Here is an 18,758-nt window from a genome sequence, read left to right as displayed (position 1 = left end):
AAATTTCTAAAGTCTTTTCAATCAAATCATCAACTGTTCCTATAGTGTTAACTATCTAGAAATATTTTGAAAGAAGAAGTTTCTTCAAATTTGTTAATTTTCTAATATTCATTCTATTTTTTAGAATTGCATCAAATATATAATCATATTTTTTAAAATAGTTAACTTCATTCTCGCCGAACGGAACTTTAATGTTTAGAAAATCTGAAATACTTAAGTTTGGTTGTGCACTACCGTGACCTAAACTAGAAATATTTTCCTTATCCATTAGTAAATAGGTATATATTAAAGCTTTCGATTCACAAGTAATCTTTATAATTCTTTGATTTAAATAACAATCTTCAGAATCAACAATACCTGTTCTGCCTACGTACCCAGTCATGGTGAGTAAGATATCTCCAATTTCTAATTTAAATTTTTCATATTCTGGCTTCATACTAAAATAAGTGATATTATCAAGATTAAATCCAGAGTCTCCTATGTTTTTAATTGTAATTAATTTTCATGATGAAAGATTTGTATAATCCTTACTTTTAAATGTTCCACCAACAAAATATTTAATTACATCACCTAATTTGTTTACACTACTTTTATCATTAAAATAAATTTGATAAATATATTTTAGTAATTTTTCAAACAATATAATTTTTTGATTAGTTTTTTCAATCAAATTATCAACTGTTCCTATAGTGTTAACTATGTGTTGTTGTTCAGTAAGAGAATGCACTTTATTAACACTATACTTTAATAAATCATTTATTCTTATATTAGGCTGCGTTGCACTGCTCATTCCTGTAGCTATTATGAATGATAGAAAATTATTTGTTTTGAGTAAGTAGTAAATGTATTGAGGCAAAGCATTTTCATTTACCCTAACTCTAATGAGTCCATTGTTAAAAACAGAATCATAATTCTTAGTTGCAATAAAGGAACAACCGATTGAAGCTCCTGTTCTTGCAATAAAAATATCATTTTTCTCAATATGAAATTTCTCGTAATTAGTCTTATTAACCTCACAATAGCCTCAATTATCATAACTATTGGTTTGAGATATATCTCCTATTCTAAGACATTTAATTCTGGTATTGTATTCGACAATAGGAGCGCGCTTAATTGCGTCTAAGCCAGTTACGGAAGTTTTTATAAAATATTTAAGTTCTTTTGACATAATATATGAAACTAGAAAAAATCACAAACGTTATAACTGATTTTGTATCTAATGGAAGTTTCAAATCACTTAATGATAACGTTAACTATTTGAATAATAAAACCAATGCATATGCACGATTAATTCGTCTGACTGATTTCAATAATAATTATTCTGAAGAAAATGCAATATATGTTTCAGAACATTCATTTAACTTTCTTAAAAAGAGCAACTTAAAATATGGAGACCTTATCATTTCAAATGTTGGTGCAAATTTAGGTACTGTATTTAAATGTCCTAAATTAAGTATCAAAATGACGCTAGGACCTAATGCAATTTTAATTAGAGCAAACTCGCAATATACATCCAATAATTATCTTTATTATTTATTTTTATCTATGTATGGACAAGAAAAACTTCTGTCATTAACAAGTGGTAGTGCAATGCCTAAATTTTCAAAGACTGACTTAAGAAACTTGGATATATCTATTCATAATTTGAAATTACAACAACACATAGTTAACATTCATAGGAGGTTAGATTATGAAAAAACTTTCAGAATATATCATCATAGCAAATGGTAAACACAACACACAAGATTGTGTTCAGTCTGGTATATATCCATTTTTTGACAGATCTGAAGTAGTTAAGTTTAGTAATAATTATTTATTTGATGACGAGGCAATTATAATGCCTGGTGAAGGAACTTCTTTTATTCCAAGATACTACAATGGTAAGTTCGACCTGCATCAAAGATGTTATTGCATAAGGATTAAGAATAGTGACTTAGATATAAAATATCTATATTACTATCTTTATTATCACAGAGATTATTTCAATTTAGTTGCAACCGGTTCAACTGTAAAATCTTTAAGACTAGTTCACTTTCTGGACATGCCAGTAAGTTTTCATGAAAAGCCTACTCAAAGTCACATAGTTAACACTATTACAATTCTTCCATTAATATCTTTTTAACTTTATCTTCTAGTTCTTTACCCTCCTTCATTAATTCTAATAATTCAGCAGTAGTCTTTCTTAACTCTTCTTGAATTTCTTCAGGAGATAATTTATTAGACTCATCTGCTCCAACGTATCTTCCAGGATTCAAAGAGAAATCTTTTTCTTTGATTTCTTCCAATGTAGCTCTCTTACAAAAACCTGGTATATCTATAAGAGTGCCTTCTCTAAAATCACGATAAGCTTTAACAACTTTGTCTATATCTTCTTGTTCAAGGACTCTTATTTTTCTTGAGACTAATTTCCCTAAGTTGTCTGCGTTTACAAATAAAACATCAGTATTAGTTTTTCCTTTATTTAAGATTCAACATTGAACCGAAATGGTAACATTTGAAAATAATTTATTAGGCAATGCTAGAATTGCTTCAACCTTACCTGATTCAATCATAGCCTTTCTAATTTTGTAATCATCTTTAGTATTACTTGTTGTAGCTCCGTTCGGCATCAATATTGCTGCTTTACCATTAGGTGATAATTTAGAATACATTAATGAAAGTCATGCATAGTTAGCATTCTTCATGTCCGGTTTACCAAATACTCATCTAGGATCACCTTCAAGAGATGGTTTTCAATAATCTTTTAAATTGTATGGTGGATTAGCGATGATGTAATTTGCCCTTAAAGACTTATGTAAATCATCTGTAAAAGAATCAGCGCTTTTTTCACCTAAATTTCCTTCAAGTCCTCTAATAGCTAAATTCATTTTAGCCATTTTTCAAGTTCCAGGGTTTGATTCTTGACCATAAATTGAGATGTTATCAACGTTACCTTGATGTTCTTTAACAAACTTAGAACATTGAACAAACATACCACCACTTCCACAACATGGGTCAAAAACTTTTCCACTATAAGGTTCTAAAATATCAACCATTAATTCAACAACAGATTTTGGAGTGAAAAATTCTCCACCTTTTGTTGGTATATACTTAGCAAAAGCACCTACATAGTACTCATAAACTTGGCCGAAGAAATCACCATCAGCATCTTCCATATTTAAATTATTAGTGAAAAAGTCTACTAAGTCTCCTAAAGCAGATTTATCTAAATCACTCTTAGAATAAGTTTTAGGAAGAATTCCTTTTAGTTGATTATTGTGTTTTTCAAGCTCGATGAAGGCATCATCAATTACTTGACCTAAATCACTTTGTTTAGAGTGGCTTGCTATATTGGTTCATAAGGCATTTTCAGGTACTAAAAATACATGATCTTGAATGTAATAGTCTTTATCTTTTTCTCTACCGTCGCCAACTTTTTTTAGCTCATCATATTTAGCAATGTACTTATCACTAACATATTTTAAAAAGACTAAGCCCAATACAACATTTTTATAATCAGCAGGATCACATTTGTCTCTTAGTTTTTCTGCTGCTTTTCATAAAACATTTTCATCAATTATTTGTGACATACTTATCCTTAAATTCCTTCAATATTTTTAATTATTTTATTATAACATAATCAAAGCATTTTATTACTATATCACTATATTCTGCATGTTTTTGGGGTAAATCAGATCCTAGATTACTACAACTAGATCGCTGAATTTTATAAGAACAAGAAAAATTAAACTAGGACAAGTCTTATAGACAATTTATAAAAAAATCAAATCATCTCAATATTTCGAGGTGTTTTTCAATTAAACACAGATTAAAATCTTTCATTGTTATATCATTCAATGTAATCTTTGATAATACTTTTGAGTTTATAAAAGCAAATTGTTTTTTAATTTACAAAGTTTAAACACTCAGATTTGATGTTTGAAAAAAATATTCAACTTCCCTATTATCTAATGAATTTTAGACCCTACCCACAGATACATTTCCATTGTTTTTTTGCAACTACATCAAGATATTTAGAACATGAATATTGAAATCCGTGATCTGAATGAAGAATTCAAGGTTTTTTAAACTTGATATCCTTGATGTGTGAAATAACTAAATCTGTATCATTTCTTCTTGATAAGTTTCAATTCAAAATTTTCTTTGTTTTATGATGTATTGCAACTGAAAGATAAACGTGATTTTCATCTATATCATTTGGTGCTTTTATATATAAAACATCTGTTGCGATAATATTATTTGTAATTCCATTGTAATCTCTATTTACAAAATCTTTAATCTTAACATTTGTAATCTTGATTTCTCTGACTTTACGTTTTGACCTAACTACACAAATTAGATTTAATTTGTTCATTATTCTTCCTCATGTTCTGTAATTTATGTCTATTTTAAAAGTTAAAATACCTAAAAATATTCTTAAATTCTTCTATTAAAATAAATATCAAAAATAAAAAAATCTGGCACTTCGAAAACACCAGAAAATTTATTTGAAATTGGCAGGGGTTAAAGGAATCGAACCCTTACTTTCAGTTTTGGAGACTGCAGCACTACCACTATACTAAACCCCCACATATAATCATCACCTAAAATGATGATTTTTTTATTATTATTTCCCGAATTTAAAGTGGCAAACGTCACCATCTTTCATAATGTAGTTTTTACCTTCAGAACGCATTTTACCAGCGTTTTTAGCACCTAATTCACCATTGTGTTCGATGTAGTCTTCATATGCAATAACATCTGCTTTAATGAATTTTTTCTCAAAGTCTGTATGAATAATTCCTGCACATTTAGGAGCTGCTCAACCTTTATGGTAAACTCAAGCTCTTGCTTCAATTTTACCTGCTGTAAAGTATGTTTCTAAATTAAGAAGATCAAATGATTCTCTTGTTAAAACGTCTAGACCACTACGTTCTACGCCATACATTGAGAGCATTTCGTTTTTTTCTTCATCTGATAAATCAACTAACTCAGATTCTAATTGAACTGAAATTGGAATGATTTTTTCATTTCGTTTTAATGAATTTTTAAGCTCATTATAAAGTTTATCATCTTTGTAATTTGCATACTGTTCTGTACCTAAGTTAGCTACATAAATTATTGGTTTTAATGTGAGTAAATGATAACCTTTAACAGCTTTTAATTCATTTTCATCAAGTTCAACATCACGAGCCGGTATTGATTGAAGTAATGCATCTTTAACTTTGTTAGCAGCATTAAATTCAATTAAACCATCTTTATCACCTGATTTAGCTTTTTTAGTAACTCTATTAATTACGTTGTTAATTGTTTCTAAGTCAGCTAACATTAACTCATAGTTAATAACATCTTTATCTCTTACAGGATTTACCGAATTAGCTACGTGCAAGATGTTTTTGTCTTCAAAACATCTAACAACGTGAATAATTGCATCAACTTCTCTAATGTTTGATAAGAATTTATTTCCCAACCCTTCACCTTTTGATGCACCTTCAACAAGTCCAGCTATGTCAACAAAGTCAAATGTAGCTCAAACAATTTTATCTGGTTTGATAATGTCTGCAATTTTTTGTAATCTTGGATCAATTAAAGGAACTGATGAAATGTTAGGTTCAATAGTTGTAAAAGCGTAATTAGATGATTCAACTTGCTTTTTAGTAATTGCACTAAATAATGTACTTTTACCTACGTTTGGAAGACCTACAATACCTGCTTTTAGTGACATAAATAAACTCCTTTTTAATCAATAATTATGTTTTTAATTTTACTCTAAATGCTTGAAAAGTAATTTTTTAATTTGATAAAATTAAAATAAATTTTAAGAAAGGTGAAAATGAGTCAAATTAACAATAAAATCACACATTGATTTAATTTCTATAAATCCAAAGAACTAATAAACTCAGACATTAATGAATTTGTTAGAAAGGTTGATAATCAGTTTCCAAATGGTGAATTTTACACAAGAGCAAAATCAACTGTTTATGGAATTGAATTTGATACACAAAATCAACTTGGTTACAACAATTTAAACCCTTATACATTGCTTAATTTGATTTCACTTTTTGATAAATCGCTTCCTAGAAAGTCAATTTTTAATAGAAGAAGAAAAGTTTTAGTTGCATTAAAAAACAAAGTTAATATTGATTCAAAACTTCAAGATTTATTAATTAGATTTTTAAATGATAAAAAGTACCGCGTTTATACTTTTAATATTGATAAGTTAAATGATTTTTTTATCAATACAACTTTAAACAATATGGATTTAGATTATTCAGTTTATTTAGATTACAAAGAAACTAATAATAAGTTTTATTTAAAAATTTACAACAAAAATAAATTAATTTCACTTGAAGAACAAGAGAAGTTAATTAATGAGCTTTATGAAGTTAAAGATCACATATTTGTTTCTGATTCAAATTATTCAATTGTTTTAAACTCAGACAAAGTTATTGACTCAGCTTATGAAAACTTCTTAAAATCAGTTAAATCTGAATTTGATTTTAGTTCAAACAACAAATTGGCTGTTTATACACTTATTAGCGACAATTTATCAAACTACATTATTAATAGATTTTTATCAAATTTAAATGTTAAGGTTTCAAAATTGAACCCAACACTTAACAAAGATTTAAAAAATAAAAATTCAACTTTTTCTATTGTTAAATGAGCTCTATCAACTAATTACAATGCTAACTTAATTATTGTTATGGATGAACATAATGATATTAAGTTATTTGCCAGGGTTAAAAATAGCTTTGTTGAATTAAATAATGACCAAATCGCTTATCTTTTCATTTCAAACCAATATTTAAAATGAAAAGAAACTAAGTTAACTGATAAACCAAATATTTTTATTCCACTAGATGCTTCAGAGTTGATTATCAACTTACTTAATACTTTTAAAATTCCTTATGAATTTGAAAATAAAATGGATGACCCAAACAACATTTTATTTGCATACAATTCAAATTCATTTTCAAATGATATTAATGAACATTTAAGTTTTGAAAATTATGGTTTTCTATTTAACTTCTGCGTTATGTTGCAAGAGTATTTAGAAAACAATAACTTACTTACACTTAAATACAATAAGATGATTGAATCAATGAATAAAACTTACTATGTTTATTCATACATTAACAAAACTGTTCAAGATATGAAAAATGTTTTTGATTATTTAGTCAATAAACCAACCGGCTTTCTTAAAAAATCAAAAATAGATAAGCTCCAATTACTTGATTGAGATAATACAAAACAACATTACATTTTTCAAGTTAAAACAAAAGGTAAAAGATTTTCAACTATTACAAGTGTTTCTTACAAGAAAGCTAAAAAAGAGATTGAAATTAAAACTGAATTTCAATCTCATATGTATAAATTTCATCCATTTTTAGAAACTATATGAGCTAATTTAGTTAAAAACAAAATCAGAAAAAAAATTTTAAAAATTGTTAAACAAATAAACAAGCTGCAAGAGAAAAAAGTATAATTTCCAAATATATTAAGGAGTTACTATGATTACAAAAATTAAAGGAACAAAAGACTATTCACCAGTAGAGTTTTTATTAAAAGATTTTGTAACTGATATGTTCACTGAAACAGTTGCTAAAGCAGGTTATGTTTTAGTGGAAACGCCTATTATGGAACAAGCTACACTTTTCAGACGTTCTGTGGATGATTCAGAAATTGTTAAAAAAGAAATGTATGAATTTAAAGACAAAGGTGACAGAGATATAGCACTTAGACCTGAGGGAACTGCACCTTTTGTTAGAGCGCTTATTGAACAAAAATGATTAAATGATGGATTTAGTAAATTTGCTTACTACGGACCAATGTTCAGATATGAGCAACCTCAAAAAGGTAGATACAGACAGTTCTATCAAGCTGGTGTTGAATTTGTAGGTGAAAAAGCTTATACAAAGGATGTGGAAGTTATTTTATTAGCTGCACACATTTTAGATAACTTAATGGTTGATTGAGAATTAAAAATCAACACAATTGGTGATGAATTAAGTAGAAAACAATATGAAGAAGCTTTATATAACTACTTATTACCTTACAAATCTGAGTTAAGTGAAATTTCACAAGAAAGATTAGAAAGCAAAAAAGTTTTAAGAATTCTTGATGATAAAGAAGATTCACAAAAACCTTTTATTAAAAATGCGCCTAAAATTGCTGATTATTTATCAGATGAATCAAAAGAATACTTTGTAAAAGTTACTACAGCACTTGATGCAGCAAATATTGAGTACAAAATTTCAAATGAATTAGTTAGAGGGCTTGATTACTATGATGAAACTGTATTTGAATTTGTAACAACAGGTAAAGGTTCAACAAGTGGACTTACATTAATTGGTGGTGGAAGATATTCAAACTTAATAGCTCAATTAGGTGGAGATAATATTTCAAGTGTTGGTTTTGGAATGGGAATCGATCGTGTTGTAGATGTTGTAAGAGAAAATGCAATGGAAATTTTAAAACCAGATACAGAATTAAGACACGCTGATGTTTATATTGCAATGACAAATGATGAAGATAATATTGCTTTTGGTACTATAATGGGACAAAATTATATTGCAACAGCTGGTTTATCAGTTTACACAGAACATTCTTTAATTAAAAATAAAAAGTTATTTGAAAAAGCAGCAAAGAGAACTGCTGACTTCTTAGTTTATGATGACAAAATGATTAATCCTAACTTATTAATCATTAGAGATATGGTTACAGGAGAAAAAGTAACATTCTCAAAAAATGAAGAGGGTATCATTTCTGCACTTAACTTTATTTTAGGAAATAGCGATGAACACATCACAATCAGTGACTCTAAATTAGCTGATGTTGCACTTCTTATTGAAGAATTAGAAGAAGGAAAATAATATGAAAAAAACAATTAAAAATAATCAATTAAGATTAGAAAATGTTGGACAAGTTGTTACTTTATATGGGTGAGTAGCTAACAAACGTAGATTTGGTGAATTAAACTTTGTTGACTTACGTGACAAATTTGGAATTACACAATTAGTATTTAAAACACCTATTTCATTCACAAAAGAATCTGTTTTAGAAGTAACCGGAACAGTTTGTGAAAGAAAAGATAGAAATCCTGACTTACCTACAGGAGATATTGAAATTTTAGTTGATGAATACAAAGTTTTATCATCATCTAAAGAACAATTACCATTCCAAATTAGAGATGACATTGAAGTTAAAGAAGAATTAAGACTTGAATATAAATTCTTAGACTTACGTAGAAATGTGATGCAAAATAACATTAAATTACGTAATGATGTAATTTTTGCAATTAGAGAATACTTACAATCTCAAGAATTCACAGAAATCGAAACACCAATTTTATCTAAAGCAACACCAGAAGGTGCTAGAGACTTTTTAGTCCCTACACGTAATAAAGAAAATGCATTTTATGCACTTCCACAAAGTCCTCAATTATTCAAACAATTATTAATGATTTCAGGATTTGAAAAATACTACCAAATAGCAAGATGCTTCAGAGATGAAGACTCACGTAAAGATAGACAACCTGAATTCACACAATTAGATATCGAAGTAAGTTTTATGGACGTTCCTAGCTTCCAATCATACATTGAAGGTTTATTCAAACACTTTATGAAAAAAGTTATGAACGTTGATATCAAAGTTCCTTTTGATAGAATAAGATTTGATGACTGTATTAGAGATTATGGAACAGACAAACCTGACTTTAGATTTGAAAACAAAATTGTTGATATTCCTGAATTTGCTAAAAATAGTGATTTCAGCATCATAACATCAGCTCCTTCAATTAGATTGCTTCATTTTGTAGAAAAAATTAACAAAAAAGAATACAAGAAACTTGAAGAAATAGCTAAGAAAAACAAAGTTAAAGCATTATTCTACTTGGTTGTTAACGAAAATAAAGAATTAGTCGAAACAAACTTTGCTCAAAAATTAAATCCAGTAGATGTCGAAGAATTAATTTCACAATTTGGTGAAGGAACATACTTGATTTGTGCTGATAAATTCGAAAATACTTCACAAGCTTTAGGAGCATTAAGAGTTGAACTTAATTCTTGATATGGATGAGCTAGAGATGAATATAACTTCAAATGAATTATTGATTGACCTATGTTCGAGCATGATGAAGAAACAGGAAAATGAGCGGCAGCTCACCATCCATTCACTCAATTCGATAATCCATTAGAAGATTTAGATAAATTACCTAAAGAAAAAATTAGAGCAAAAAGTTACGACTTAGTTCTTAACGGGTTTGAATTAGGTTCAGGTTCAGCTAGAATTTATGATGAAGAAGTTCAAACTAAAATGTTTGAAATGATTGATCTATCAAAAGAAGAACAACAAAACAAATTCGGATTTTTCTTAAAAGCTTTTGAATATGGAGTCCCACCACACTGTGGTATTGGTCTTGGAATCGATAGATTGATTATGATTTTAGCTAACCAAAAAACTATTAGAGATGTTATTGCGTTCCCTAAAAATTCAAAAAATGAAGACCTTATGACCCAAGCTCCTTCAAGTGTTGATTCAGAGCAATTAACAGAATTATTCCTTGAAGTCAAGTCTAAATAGTGATGTAAAAAAATACTAGATTTCGTAAGTCTAGTATTTTTATTTTGCAATTTATAGAATTGATTTTACATCAATTAGTTTACTGATTTTCTTGTATCCATAAAGTTCATCTAAGACCATTAAAACAACATTAGCTAGAACTTTTACACCTTGAGATTGAAGTAAATCGATAATAGCTTTTGTAGTTCCACCAGTTGCTAAAACATCATCAATAATGATTGCCTTTTGACCTGGTTTTAGAATTTTATCTTGAATTTCTAAAGTGTTATCGCCATATTCTAAGTCATACTTTTGAGAAATTGTAGGACCTGGTAGTTTACCTTTCTTTCTAACCATTATAAATGGTTTATTAAGTTTATAAGCAACAGGAGTTCCGAAGATGAATCCTCTTGCATCAGGTGCTACAATGATGTCTGCTTCTTTGCACAATTGTGCCATTTTGTCTATGACATAGGTAAATGCATCAGGATTAGCTAATAGTGGTGCTATATCTTTGAATACAATTCCTTGTTTAGGGAAATTAGGAATATCAGTAATTAAATTTTTAAGATTTTTCATAATAATTATTAGTTAACTCTTACATCTTCATAGAATTCAAGGACATCATCTGCCTCAATATCATTAAATCCTTTGATGTGTGTTCCAAAGTTTTTACCTTTAAGAACTTCTTTAACGTCATTTTTCTCACGTTTAAGTGAGTCAATAACACCTTCGTGAATAAGTTTTCCTTTACGGTAAACTTTAACTTTACAGTTAGATCTTACAACACCTTCATCTAACATTGTACCAGCGATGTTTCCAACTTTTGAGTAGAAGAAAATTTGAATAATGTGACCTTCTCCAATTTTTTGTTCTTCATAGATGGGTGCTTTTTCTCCATCAAGCATACCTTGAACATCTTCGATAATTTTGTAAATAACATCGTGAGAAATAACAGTAACATTTGATGCAGCTGCATTTTGTTTAATATTTTGTGAAACTCTTAAGTTAAATACAAAAATAACTGCATTTGACGCTTTAGCTAAAAGTAAGTCTGTATCATTAACGTTTCCAACTGCTGCTGAGATAACTTTGACAATAGCATCTTCATTTTCTAAACCATCAATTTGATCTTTTATAGCTTGAGAAGTACCGTAAACGTCTGATTTGATAATAACGTTTATAATTTTTTTGCCATCAATATTTTGATCTGTAATAGTTTTTGAGTGAAGTAAATCCATACGATCAGCTGTAGCTTTTTCTTGAGCTAATTTCTTGGCGAATTTTTCATCATTGAATCCAACAAATTTATCCCCAGCATCAGGTGCATAGTTAAGACCTGAAATAATTGCTGGTGCTCCCGGTTCGACTGCTTCAATTTGGCTTCCATTAGAATCAGTAATCATTCTAACTCTTCCGTATTTTGAACCAGCGATTAAGAAGTCTCCTTTGTGTAATGTTCCTGTTTCAACAATAATTGTAGAAACAACTCCAACTCCTTTATCAACACGTGATTCGATAATTGTTCCCATTGGATATCTTTTTGGATTTGCTTTTAAGTCTAAAATTTCGCTTAATAACATAATAGCGTCAAATAATTCTGTAAGTCCTTCACCTTTAAGTGCTGAACCATAAACGATTTGAACATCTCCACCATATTCTTCAATAAGAACATCATTTTCAGCCAATTCACCTTTAATTCTGTCAAGGTCTTTGTTAGGTTTATCCATTTTGTTAACAAAAACAATCATTGGAACATTTGCTGCTTTAGCGTGTTCAATAGCTTCTTTTGTTTGAGGCATAACACCATCATCAGCTGCAACAACTAAAACAACAATATCAGTAACTTTAGCACCTCTAGCACGCATTTGTGTGAATGCCTGGTGTCCAGGTGTATCTAAGAAAGTGATTTTTTGACCTTTGTGACTAATTTGGTAAGCACCTGTATGTTGTGTAATTCCACTGCTTTCTGTTGAAACGATGTTTGAGTTTCTGATTTTGTCAATTAATGTAGTTTTACCGTGGTCGACGTGCCCCATAACAGTGATGATTGGAGATCTTTTAACTAAATCTTTTGGATCATCTTTAAATTGAACTTCATCAAGGAAGTTTGAACCATTAATGTTTGTTTCTTTTCTGAAGTCATATCCATATTCAATTGCCATTTCAGCAATTTGTTCTTCATCTAAAAGTGTGTTAAGGTTGTACATTTTACCTTGCATAAAGAATTTTTTGATAATTTCTGTAGCAGGTACTCCAATTTTTTGTGCAAAATCAGCAATTGACATTTTTTCAGTGAAAATAAATACACCATCTTTTAATTCAGTTTTTGTTGTTTGCAATTGCTCTTTAATTTCATTTACGTTCGAAATTCTGTTTTGTTTTTTAGCCATATAACACCTCCTTAAGTTCATTTTCTAATGAATCATATTGTTCATCAGATATGTTAGTTTTATATGTTCTATTTAAAGCTTTTGTTTTTCTTATTTTTTGTCAGTTTTCTAAACTTGCAACAAAATAAGCTCCTCTATGTTTTTTGTTTTTATGTAAGTCTAAAACTAATAAATTATTTTCTTTATCGTAACTGAATCTAGTGAGTTCATCAACTGGTAAAACTTGATTTGTCGCAATACACTTACGAAAAACTGTTTTAATCTCAGTCATCTGAATTTAAGTCATCTAAATCAAGTTTTACGTTTGATAATCCATAGTTTGTAAGGTCATCATCCACTTTAAAGTCTTTAAGTTGATTTTTAGTTCTCTTAAATTCATTAAGCATTTTTCTGTTTTTCTCTTCTTTTTTAGCGTTTTCAGCTTCTTCATCAAGAGTTTCATCTTCAACTTCATCTGTGAATTCGTCATTGTATTTGTCGATTTCATCAACGAAACTGTATTCATCTAATGAGTTAAGAAGTTTTTCGATGTTTGAAGATTCTTCTTCAAAAATATTGTTAATTTCTTCTGTTTTATTTTTCTTAGTTTTAACTTCGGTAGTTGCAGGTTTTTTAGTTTCTTCTGCTTTTTGTTTTGGTTCTTTCACAACTGTTTCTGTTTCTAATTCTGTGTAAATATTGTTGTTAAAGTCTTCGAATAATGAGTCTGTATCAATGTACATATCAATGTTTTTAAGCATTGAGTTTGTTTTTGATTGTTTTTTACTTGCATTTACTTTTGGTTGAGTTGTGTTGAAGTAGTGCACATCATGAATATAATCATTTTTGAATTTAATTCCTTTTACAAGCGCTTCTTCAGTTGTTAATACTTCAATTCTTGTTCCTGTTAATTTAGAAGCAAGTTCAATATTAATTCCTTGTTTTCCGATAACGACTGTTGCATCGCTTGGTTTAACAATTGCATAAACTTTTCTTCTTTCTTCATCAGCTCATTTAATATCAACTGCTTTACCAGGAGCAATAGCATTTTTAACATATTCAAGTGTGTCTGGTGAGTAAACAATAACGTCAATTTTTTCACCATCTAATTCAGTGACAACTGATTGAATTCTTGAAGCAAATTGTCCTGTAATTGAACCGACTAAATTAATTTGATCACTATCTTGGTCTTTAAGTGCAAATGAAACTTTAGATCTTTCTCCAGGTAATCTTTGAATGTCTTTAATAACAATTTCACCTGATTTGATTTCTGGAATTTCGTTTCTTAAGATTTCAACTAATTCTTCTGTTGAGTTTAATGAAACTGTAACAATGCTTAATCTTGATTCAGGATTAATTGAATCAACATAAACCATAATTTTTTGACCTAAGTTTAATTTTAAGTTCTTAGGCTTTTTAGCTCCAGGTAAGAAAGCTGTTTGTTTGTCTTCTAACATAACATTGTATGAGTTGTTAGATAAGTGTTTTAAAACAACTGCAGGAACTTTTTGTCCAATCATTTTTGAATATTTTTCAACAACTTTTGATTTGTTTGTTAAGTTTAAAGATTGTTTAACACCACTTGTGATTGCTCTTCTCAATTTGTCTGATAATCCAGCAAACTTAAATTGAATTCTAACCACATCATCAACTTGAACATTTGAATCGTTCTTTCTAGCTTCTGAAAGTGGAATTGTGTAGATTTTAGCTAATGCATCATCTTCACTTAAAACTTGAGGTTCATCATCTTCTGAAATTTCTTCATCTTCAATAACTTCACCGTTTAAGTTGAACATATTTACAGCTTTATTATCAAAGTCTACTTCGAATTGAATTTCAGCATTAGGGTCAACTTGTTTAGTAATTGCTTTTTGAGTTTCTGATCTAAATAATTCTAAAACTTCTTCAAATGGAGAGTTTAGACCTTCTGCTTGAAGTTCAATATATTTAAATAGTTGTTGACTTTCAACATCAACTTGTGTTTTATTTTTAGCTTTTGCCATAATTTACTCCTTTATTTTTTGTTAAAACTTAATATATTCTTCAATTTCGTTTATATTAGAAAGATCTAATTTAATTGTTCTAATTTGGCCTTTTTTATTTCATTTACCAACTATGTGATCTGGCTGAACTTCAGTTAATTTAATTACAAAATTATTTTGTCCTTCAAAACTTTTTTGAGTTTTGACTTCAATATATTTGTCAATGTATTGATCTAACATTTCTATTGAAATTTTAAGGTCTGTTCCTTTTGATAATACTACTAAATTTATATCATCAGTAAATCATTTTTGTGTCTCTAAAAATGCAGAAATTTCTTTCCCAAGTTTGTTAACTTCATCCAAACTTCTATAATCAACCACTACTTCTAGTGTTTTTCCTAAAAGAGGATCGTGTTCCATTTTTGCTGATAAAACTTTAGAAAATTGCTCTTTTAAAATCTTTTCATCAAACATTTTACTCCTATAAAAATGTAAATAGAAAGAGCTGCTTTCGCAACTCCTTTCTCTTACCTCTAAATATAATTAACGTTGTATATAAATAATACCATATTATTTTAATAGTATTTATTATATGTAGTGATTTTTATGCTAGTACATAAGGCATAAAAATATTTTTTGTATTATTCATAAAGTTCTAATGTCATATTAATTGATGTTAAAACTTCATCATTTTCGTATGTGAATAAGTCATATTGAAAGTTAAATTCATTAATTGATGTGAAGAAGTTTTTACATACAGTTTTTAAATTAATTTCAAATTTTTTCTGTGTTGAAGGGTCAACTACTGAAATGCTTGCATTACCCTCTTCATTTTTCTTTACACATACAGTTGTTAAGTTTGTGTAAATATTAACTTCATTTTCTGAAATGTCAATTCTATTTGTTTCATTGTATTTAGGTTCATTGAATTTAAGTTCAATAACACCATCTTCAGTTTTGTTATATAAATCAAGTTGTGATAAAAATTCAATAACCTGAGGTTCATCATTTGTAGGAACCTTAATAATTGATTTAAAATTAATTTTCATATTCTTTAAGTCTTTCTGAAATTAATTCTTTTCCAAATAATCAAATGGCTTTTGCTAATTCAGGTCCGTGAGCAATTCCTGTTGCAGCAAGACGAATTGGCATAAATAAGTTTTTACCTTTAACATTTAAATTTGAAGAGGTTAAATTAATTGCTTCTTGAATATTTGCAATTGTAAAGACATCAGCTGCAAGTTTTTTGAAGTTATTTACAAATTCTTTAACTGTATTTAATTCAGCTTCATTGAATTCAGTTTTTGAGAATTCAGGATTTAAATATGAATTTAAGTGATTTTTTAATTCTGAAACTGTTACAGAGCTAGCTTTAAATGTATCAACAAAAATATTTAATCATTCTGAATCTAAATTTGAGTTTCCTAAATTCATTAAGTCAATTAATTTTTGATTGTCTGTATTTTTTAAGTATTGTTTTGAGAATCAATCCATTTTTGAAACATCAAATTTTGAAGGTGACTTAGATAATCTTTGTGGATCAAATTTAGCGATGATTTCTTCTTTGCTCATTAATTCAGATGCATCAGCAGATGTTCATCCTAATAATGATAAGAAGTTGAAAATACCTTCAGGCATATATCCTTCATTTTTGTAGTCTTCGATAAATTGTTTTGTTTCAAGATCACGTTTTGAAAGTTTTTTACCTTCCATATTTGTAATAATTGTCATATGTCCAAATTGTGGTTTTTCTCAATTTAAGTATTCATATAAAACAAGTTGTTTAGGTGTGTTTCCGATGTGCTCTTCTCCACGTAAGATGTGTGAAATTTCCATATCGTGGTCATCAACTACTACTGCAAAGTTGTAAGTTGGATACCCATCTGATTTGAAAATAACTCAATCAGCTATTTCATCAGAGTTGAATGAAATTTCACCTCTAACAATATCATCTCAAGCTAAAGTGTGATTTTTAGGCATCACTAAACGGTATGAATATTCACCATTAGCATCTCTTCTTTGTTTTTCTTCGTCAGAAATTTTTAATCAGTTTCTGTCGTATCTAAAACTTGGAATACCTTTAGCATCTGATTCTAATTTTTGAGCTTCTAATTCTTCAGATGAGTCGTAAGCTTTATATGCGAGATCTTTTTGTAAAAGTTCATTTAAAACTTCATTGTATCTATCCAACTTTTGACTTTGTCTGTATTTACCACATTTTGGATTTGGATTTAATGGAGATTCATCTGGAACAATTCCTAATCAAGCCAAGTTATTTAATTGTGATTCTTCACCACCTGGAACATTACGTTTAACATCTGTGTCCTCAAGTCTGAAAACAAAATCACCATCAAAATGTTTAGCAAATAAATAACAAAATAAAGCTGTTCTAGCTCCACCGATGTGTAAGTATCCTGTTGGACTTGGTGCATAACGTGTTCTGATTTTTTTACTCATAGTAAAATAACTCCTTTTGTAGCTGAATATTAAAGTTATAAAATTATAAAACAATATTCTTGCAATGAAAAAAACTTAATAAAAAATGCTATTTTCAAACTTTTACCATAGTGCTCTAGGGTAAAAGTTTTAAAAAGCACAAAAAAGTTCTTGAATTTTTTGTTTTATTATATAAAATAATTAATTTTAGAATTTAATATAATTTAAATATGAAATCAAATTTAAATTATATGATTAATGATAAATATAAAAAGAGTAAAAGGCAGTTTAGCGAAGAATTAGATCCTAGAATTTTAGAAAACCACCACGAGCAAGCGTTAGAAATATTAGATGACTCAATTGAAATGAAAATACCTGGTAGACTTGGTAAAAGAGTTTCGAGAAAACCGATAACATATCAAAAGATTTCAAAACTTACAGGCGTTTCAGTTGCCACAATTAGTCGTTTCTATAATGATGGTTATGTTTCTAAAGATAACAGAAGAAAAATTGAAGAAATTATAAAGGAATATGATTATGTTCCTAATCCAAGAAGTAGAATTAATAAAGTTCAAGTAAGCTCGATTTTTGTTATCTGCCCTCTTTATGGTCAAAATTATATTCAAAACATTATTTCAGGAATTATTGCTGGTGCATCAAAAAATAATAGAAGAGTTGTTACATTTTACACTGTACCAACAGCTGATGAATATATTGAAACTTTAAAATATCTTTTATTATGAAAACCAAAATCAATCGTTGTATTTCTTAGTGAAGAAAATCTAGAATTATTTGATTTCCTTAAAACCATTAAGGACGTTGCTGTCTTAGTTTATGGACACAAAGTTGATGGTGTTTCTTGAGTTGTTCCAGATGATAGAGAAGCATTTTATAAACTTACAAAATCATTTATTAGAAGAGTCCCAAGATCGAGAAACTCAAATAAAATTATTTTCTTAGAAGATCAAAAGTTATCTGATTATCAAAAATTCCAAAGAATTTCAGGATTTAAGGAAGCTTGTTCAGAATATAGTATGACTTATATGAGATATCCAATCAGTGCTAAGAAAAATAAAGAAGAAGTCAAAGAAATTATTGCTTTTGCAAATACAAATAATGTTTCAAATATCATTTGTTCGACTCACGATTCGTTTATTTCAATTAACACGTATGCTTCAAAGCACTTTAGAATTAGTGACATTGGTTACCAATCAATTTACGATAGTTTAGGGGTTTATGTTGATAAGATTTTTGTGGACTATCCATATATCGGAGTGATAATTGAATCAATGATTACAAAACAACTTTCATCAAAAAATCCACAAACAGCAGTTATTAAACTTAAATTAATTAGTGAATTAAGTGAAAAAACATCTTAAGATTTTGGATGCAACATCAAATTGCATCTATTTTTTTAATCTAACAA

The 18,758-nt window shown here is 28.5% G+C and carries 17 protein-coding genes and 1 tRNA gene; 6 read left to right on the top strand and 12 right to left on the bottom strand.

The genetic code is table 4. From position 1 onward, the window contains the following. Positions 1-55 precede the first annotated feature (55 nt). Positions 56-1,168, bottom strand: coding sequence for a restriction endonuclease subunit S (locus tag VBM88_RS02395; RefSeq protein ID WP_323680377.1), 1,113 nt, complete (start codon positions 1,166-1,168; stop codon positions 56-58). Between the two features lie 5 nt (positions 1,169-1,173). Between VBM88_RS02395 and VBM88_RS02390 the strand changes: the two genes are divergently transcribed. Both VBM88_RS02390 and VBM88_RS02385 read left to right on the top strand, forming a co-directional pair. Continuing rightward, on the top strand, positions 1,174-1,731 hold the full coding sequence (locus VBM88_RS02390; RefSeq protein WP_323680376.1) for a restriction endonuclease subunit S: 558 nt from the start codon (positions 1,174-1,176) through the stop codon (positions 1,729-1,731). After that, positions 1,691-2,122, top strand: coding sequence for a restriction endonuclease subunit S (locus VBM88_RS02385; RefSeq protein ID WP_323680375.1), 432 nt, complete (start codon positions 1,691-1,693; stop codon positions 2,120-2,122). The genes VBM88_RS02390 and VBM88_RS02385 overlap by 41 nt, the downstream gene beginning before the upstream one ends. Here VBM88_RS02385 and VBM88_RS02380 read toward each other — a convergent pair. The 4 genes from VBM88_RS02380 to ychF form a co-directional block, all read right to left on the bottom strand. Continuing rightward, the gene (locus tag VBM88_RS02380; RefSeq protein WP_323680374.1) at positions 2,094-3,569 is read right to left on the bottom strand and encodes a class I SAM-dependent DNA methyltransferase; all 1,476 of its coding nucleotides are present in this window, start codon (positions 3,567-3,569) and stop codon (positions 2,094-2,096) included. The two genes, VBM88_RS02385 and VBM88_RS02380, sit on opposite strands and share 29 nt — an antisense overlap. 395 nt (positions 3,570-3,964) lie before the next feature. Further along, a complete protein-coding gene (locus tag VBM88_RS02375; protein WP_323680373.1) occupies positions 3,965-4,354 on the bottom strand; it encodes a DDE-type integrase/transposase/recombinase in 390 nt (129 codons plus the stop codon). A gap of 140 nt (positions 4,355-4,494) precedes the next feature. Beyond that, positions 4,495-4,568: transfer RNA gene (locus VBM88_RS02370), tRNA-Trp, on the bottom strand. Positions 4,569-4,606: 38 nt separating this feature from the next. Then, a complete protein-coding gene (ychF, locus tag VBM88_RS02365) occupies positions 4,607-5,704 on the bottom strand; it encodes a redox-regulated ATPase YchF (protein ID WP_323680372.1) in 1,098 nt (365 codons plus the stop codon). Positions 5,705-5,812: 108 nt separating this feature from the next. On the opposite strand from ychF, the gene VBM88_RS02360 reads away from it, so the two are divergent. Genes VBM88_RS02360 through aspS form a run of 3 tightly spaced genes read left to right on the top strand, consistent with a single transcriptional unit; the run spans position 5,813 to position 10,563 of the window. Then, on the top strand, positions 5,813-7,468 hold the full coding sequence (locus VBM88_RS02360; protein WP_323680371.1) for an MAG5620 family putative phospho-sugar mutase: 1,656 nt from the start codon (positions 5,813-5,815) through the stop codon (positions 7,466-7,468). A 25-nt stretch (positions 7,469-7,493) separates the two neighbouring features. Continuing rightward, positions 7,494-8,855, top strand: coding sequence for a histidine--tRNA ligase (gene hisS, locus VBM88_RS02355; RefSeq protein ID WP_323680370.1), 1,362 nt, complete (start codon positions 7,494-7,496; stop codon positions 8,853-8,855). A 1-nt stretch (position 8,856) separates the two neighbouring features. Continuing rightward, the gene (gene aspS, locus VBM88_RS02350; RefSeq protein WP_323680369.1) at positions 8,857-10,563 is read left to right on the top strand and encodes an aspartate--tRNA ligase; all 1,707 of its coding nucleotides are present in this window, start codon (positions 8,857-8,859) and stop codon (positions 10,561-10,563) included. Between the two features lie 51 nt (positions 10,564-10,614). On the opposite strand, the gene VBM88_RS02345 is transcribed toward aspS, so the two are convergent. The 7 genes from VBM88_RS02345 to gltX form a co-directional block, all read right to left on the bottom strand. Beyond that, complete coding sequence (locus tag VBM88_RS02345; protein WP_323680368.1) at positions 10,615-11,121, bottom strand: adenine phosphoribosyltransferase; 507 nt, start codon at positions 11,119-11,121, stop codon at positions 10,615-10,617. 8 nt (positions 11,122-11,129) lie between these two features. Then, the gene (infB, locus tag VBM88_RS02340; protein ID WP_323680367.1) at positions 11,130-12,935 is read right to left on the bottom strand and encodes a translation initiation factor IF-2; all 1,806 of its coding nucleotides are present in this window, start codon (positions 12,933-12,935) and stop codon (positions 11,130-11,132) included. After that, positions 12,928-13,206 carry a YlxR family protein gene (locus VBM88_RS02335; protein ID WP_257089457.1) on the bottom strand — a complete coding sequence of 93 codons (279 nt, stop codon included), beginning with the start codon at positions 13,204-13,206 and terminating at the stop codon, positions 12,928-12,930. Before VBM88_RS02335 ends, infB begins: the two co-directional genes overlap by 8 nt. Continuing rightward, complete coding sequence (locus tag VBM88_RS02330; RefSeq protein ID WP_323680366.1) at positions 13,193-14,917, bottom strand: NusA N-terminal domain-containing protein; 1,725 nt, start codon at positions 14,915-14,917, stop codon at positions 13,193-13,195. Before VBM88_RS02330 ends, VBM88_RS02335 begins: the two co-directional genes overlap by 14 nt. Before the next feature lie 21 nt (positions 14,918-14,938). Next, complete coding sequence (locus VBM88_RS02325) at positions 14,939-15,370, bottom strand: hypothetical protein (RefSeq protein WP_323680365.1); 432 nt, start codon at positions 15,368-15,370, stop codon at positions 14,939-14,941. A gap of 167 nt (positions 15,371-15,537) precedes the next feature. Next, positions 15,538-15,945, bottom strand: a complete 408-nt coding sequence (locus VBM88_RS02320) for a hypothetical protein (protein ID WP_323176609.1) — start codon at positions 15,943-15,945, stop codon at positions 15,538-15,540. Next, the gene (gene gltX, locus VBM88_RS02315; protein WP_323680364.1) at positions 15,935-17,353 is read right to left on the bottom strand and encodes a glutamate--tRNA ligase; all 1,419 of its coding nucleotides are present in this window, start codon (positions 17,351-17,353) and stop codon (positions 15,935-15,937) included. Before gltX ends, VBM88_RS02320 begins: the two co-directional genes overlap by 11 nt. 209 nt (positions 17,354-17,562) lie before the next feature. Here gltX and VBM88_RS02310 point away from each other — a divergent pair, with 209 nt between their 5' ends. After that, positions 17,563-18,711: a LacI family DNA-binding transcriptional regulator gene (locus VBM88_RS02310; protein ID WP_323680363.1), complete on the top strand. Its 1,149-nt coding sequence runs from the start codon at positions 17,563-17,565 to the stop codon at positions 18,709-18,711. Positions 18,712-18,758: the final 47 nt, after the last annotated feature.

The sequence above is a fragment of the Mycoplasma sp. 1232 genome, assembly GCF_034863345.1.
Classification (GTDB): Bacteria; Bacillota_I; Bacilli_A; order Mycoplasmatales; family Metamycoplasmataceae; genus Mycoplasmopsis.
This window is presented reverse-complemented; position numbering and strand designations above follow the sequence as displayed.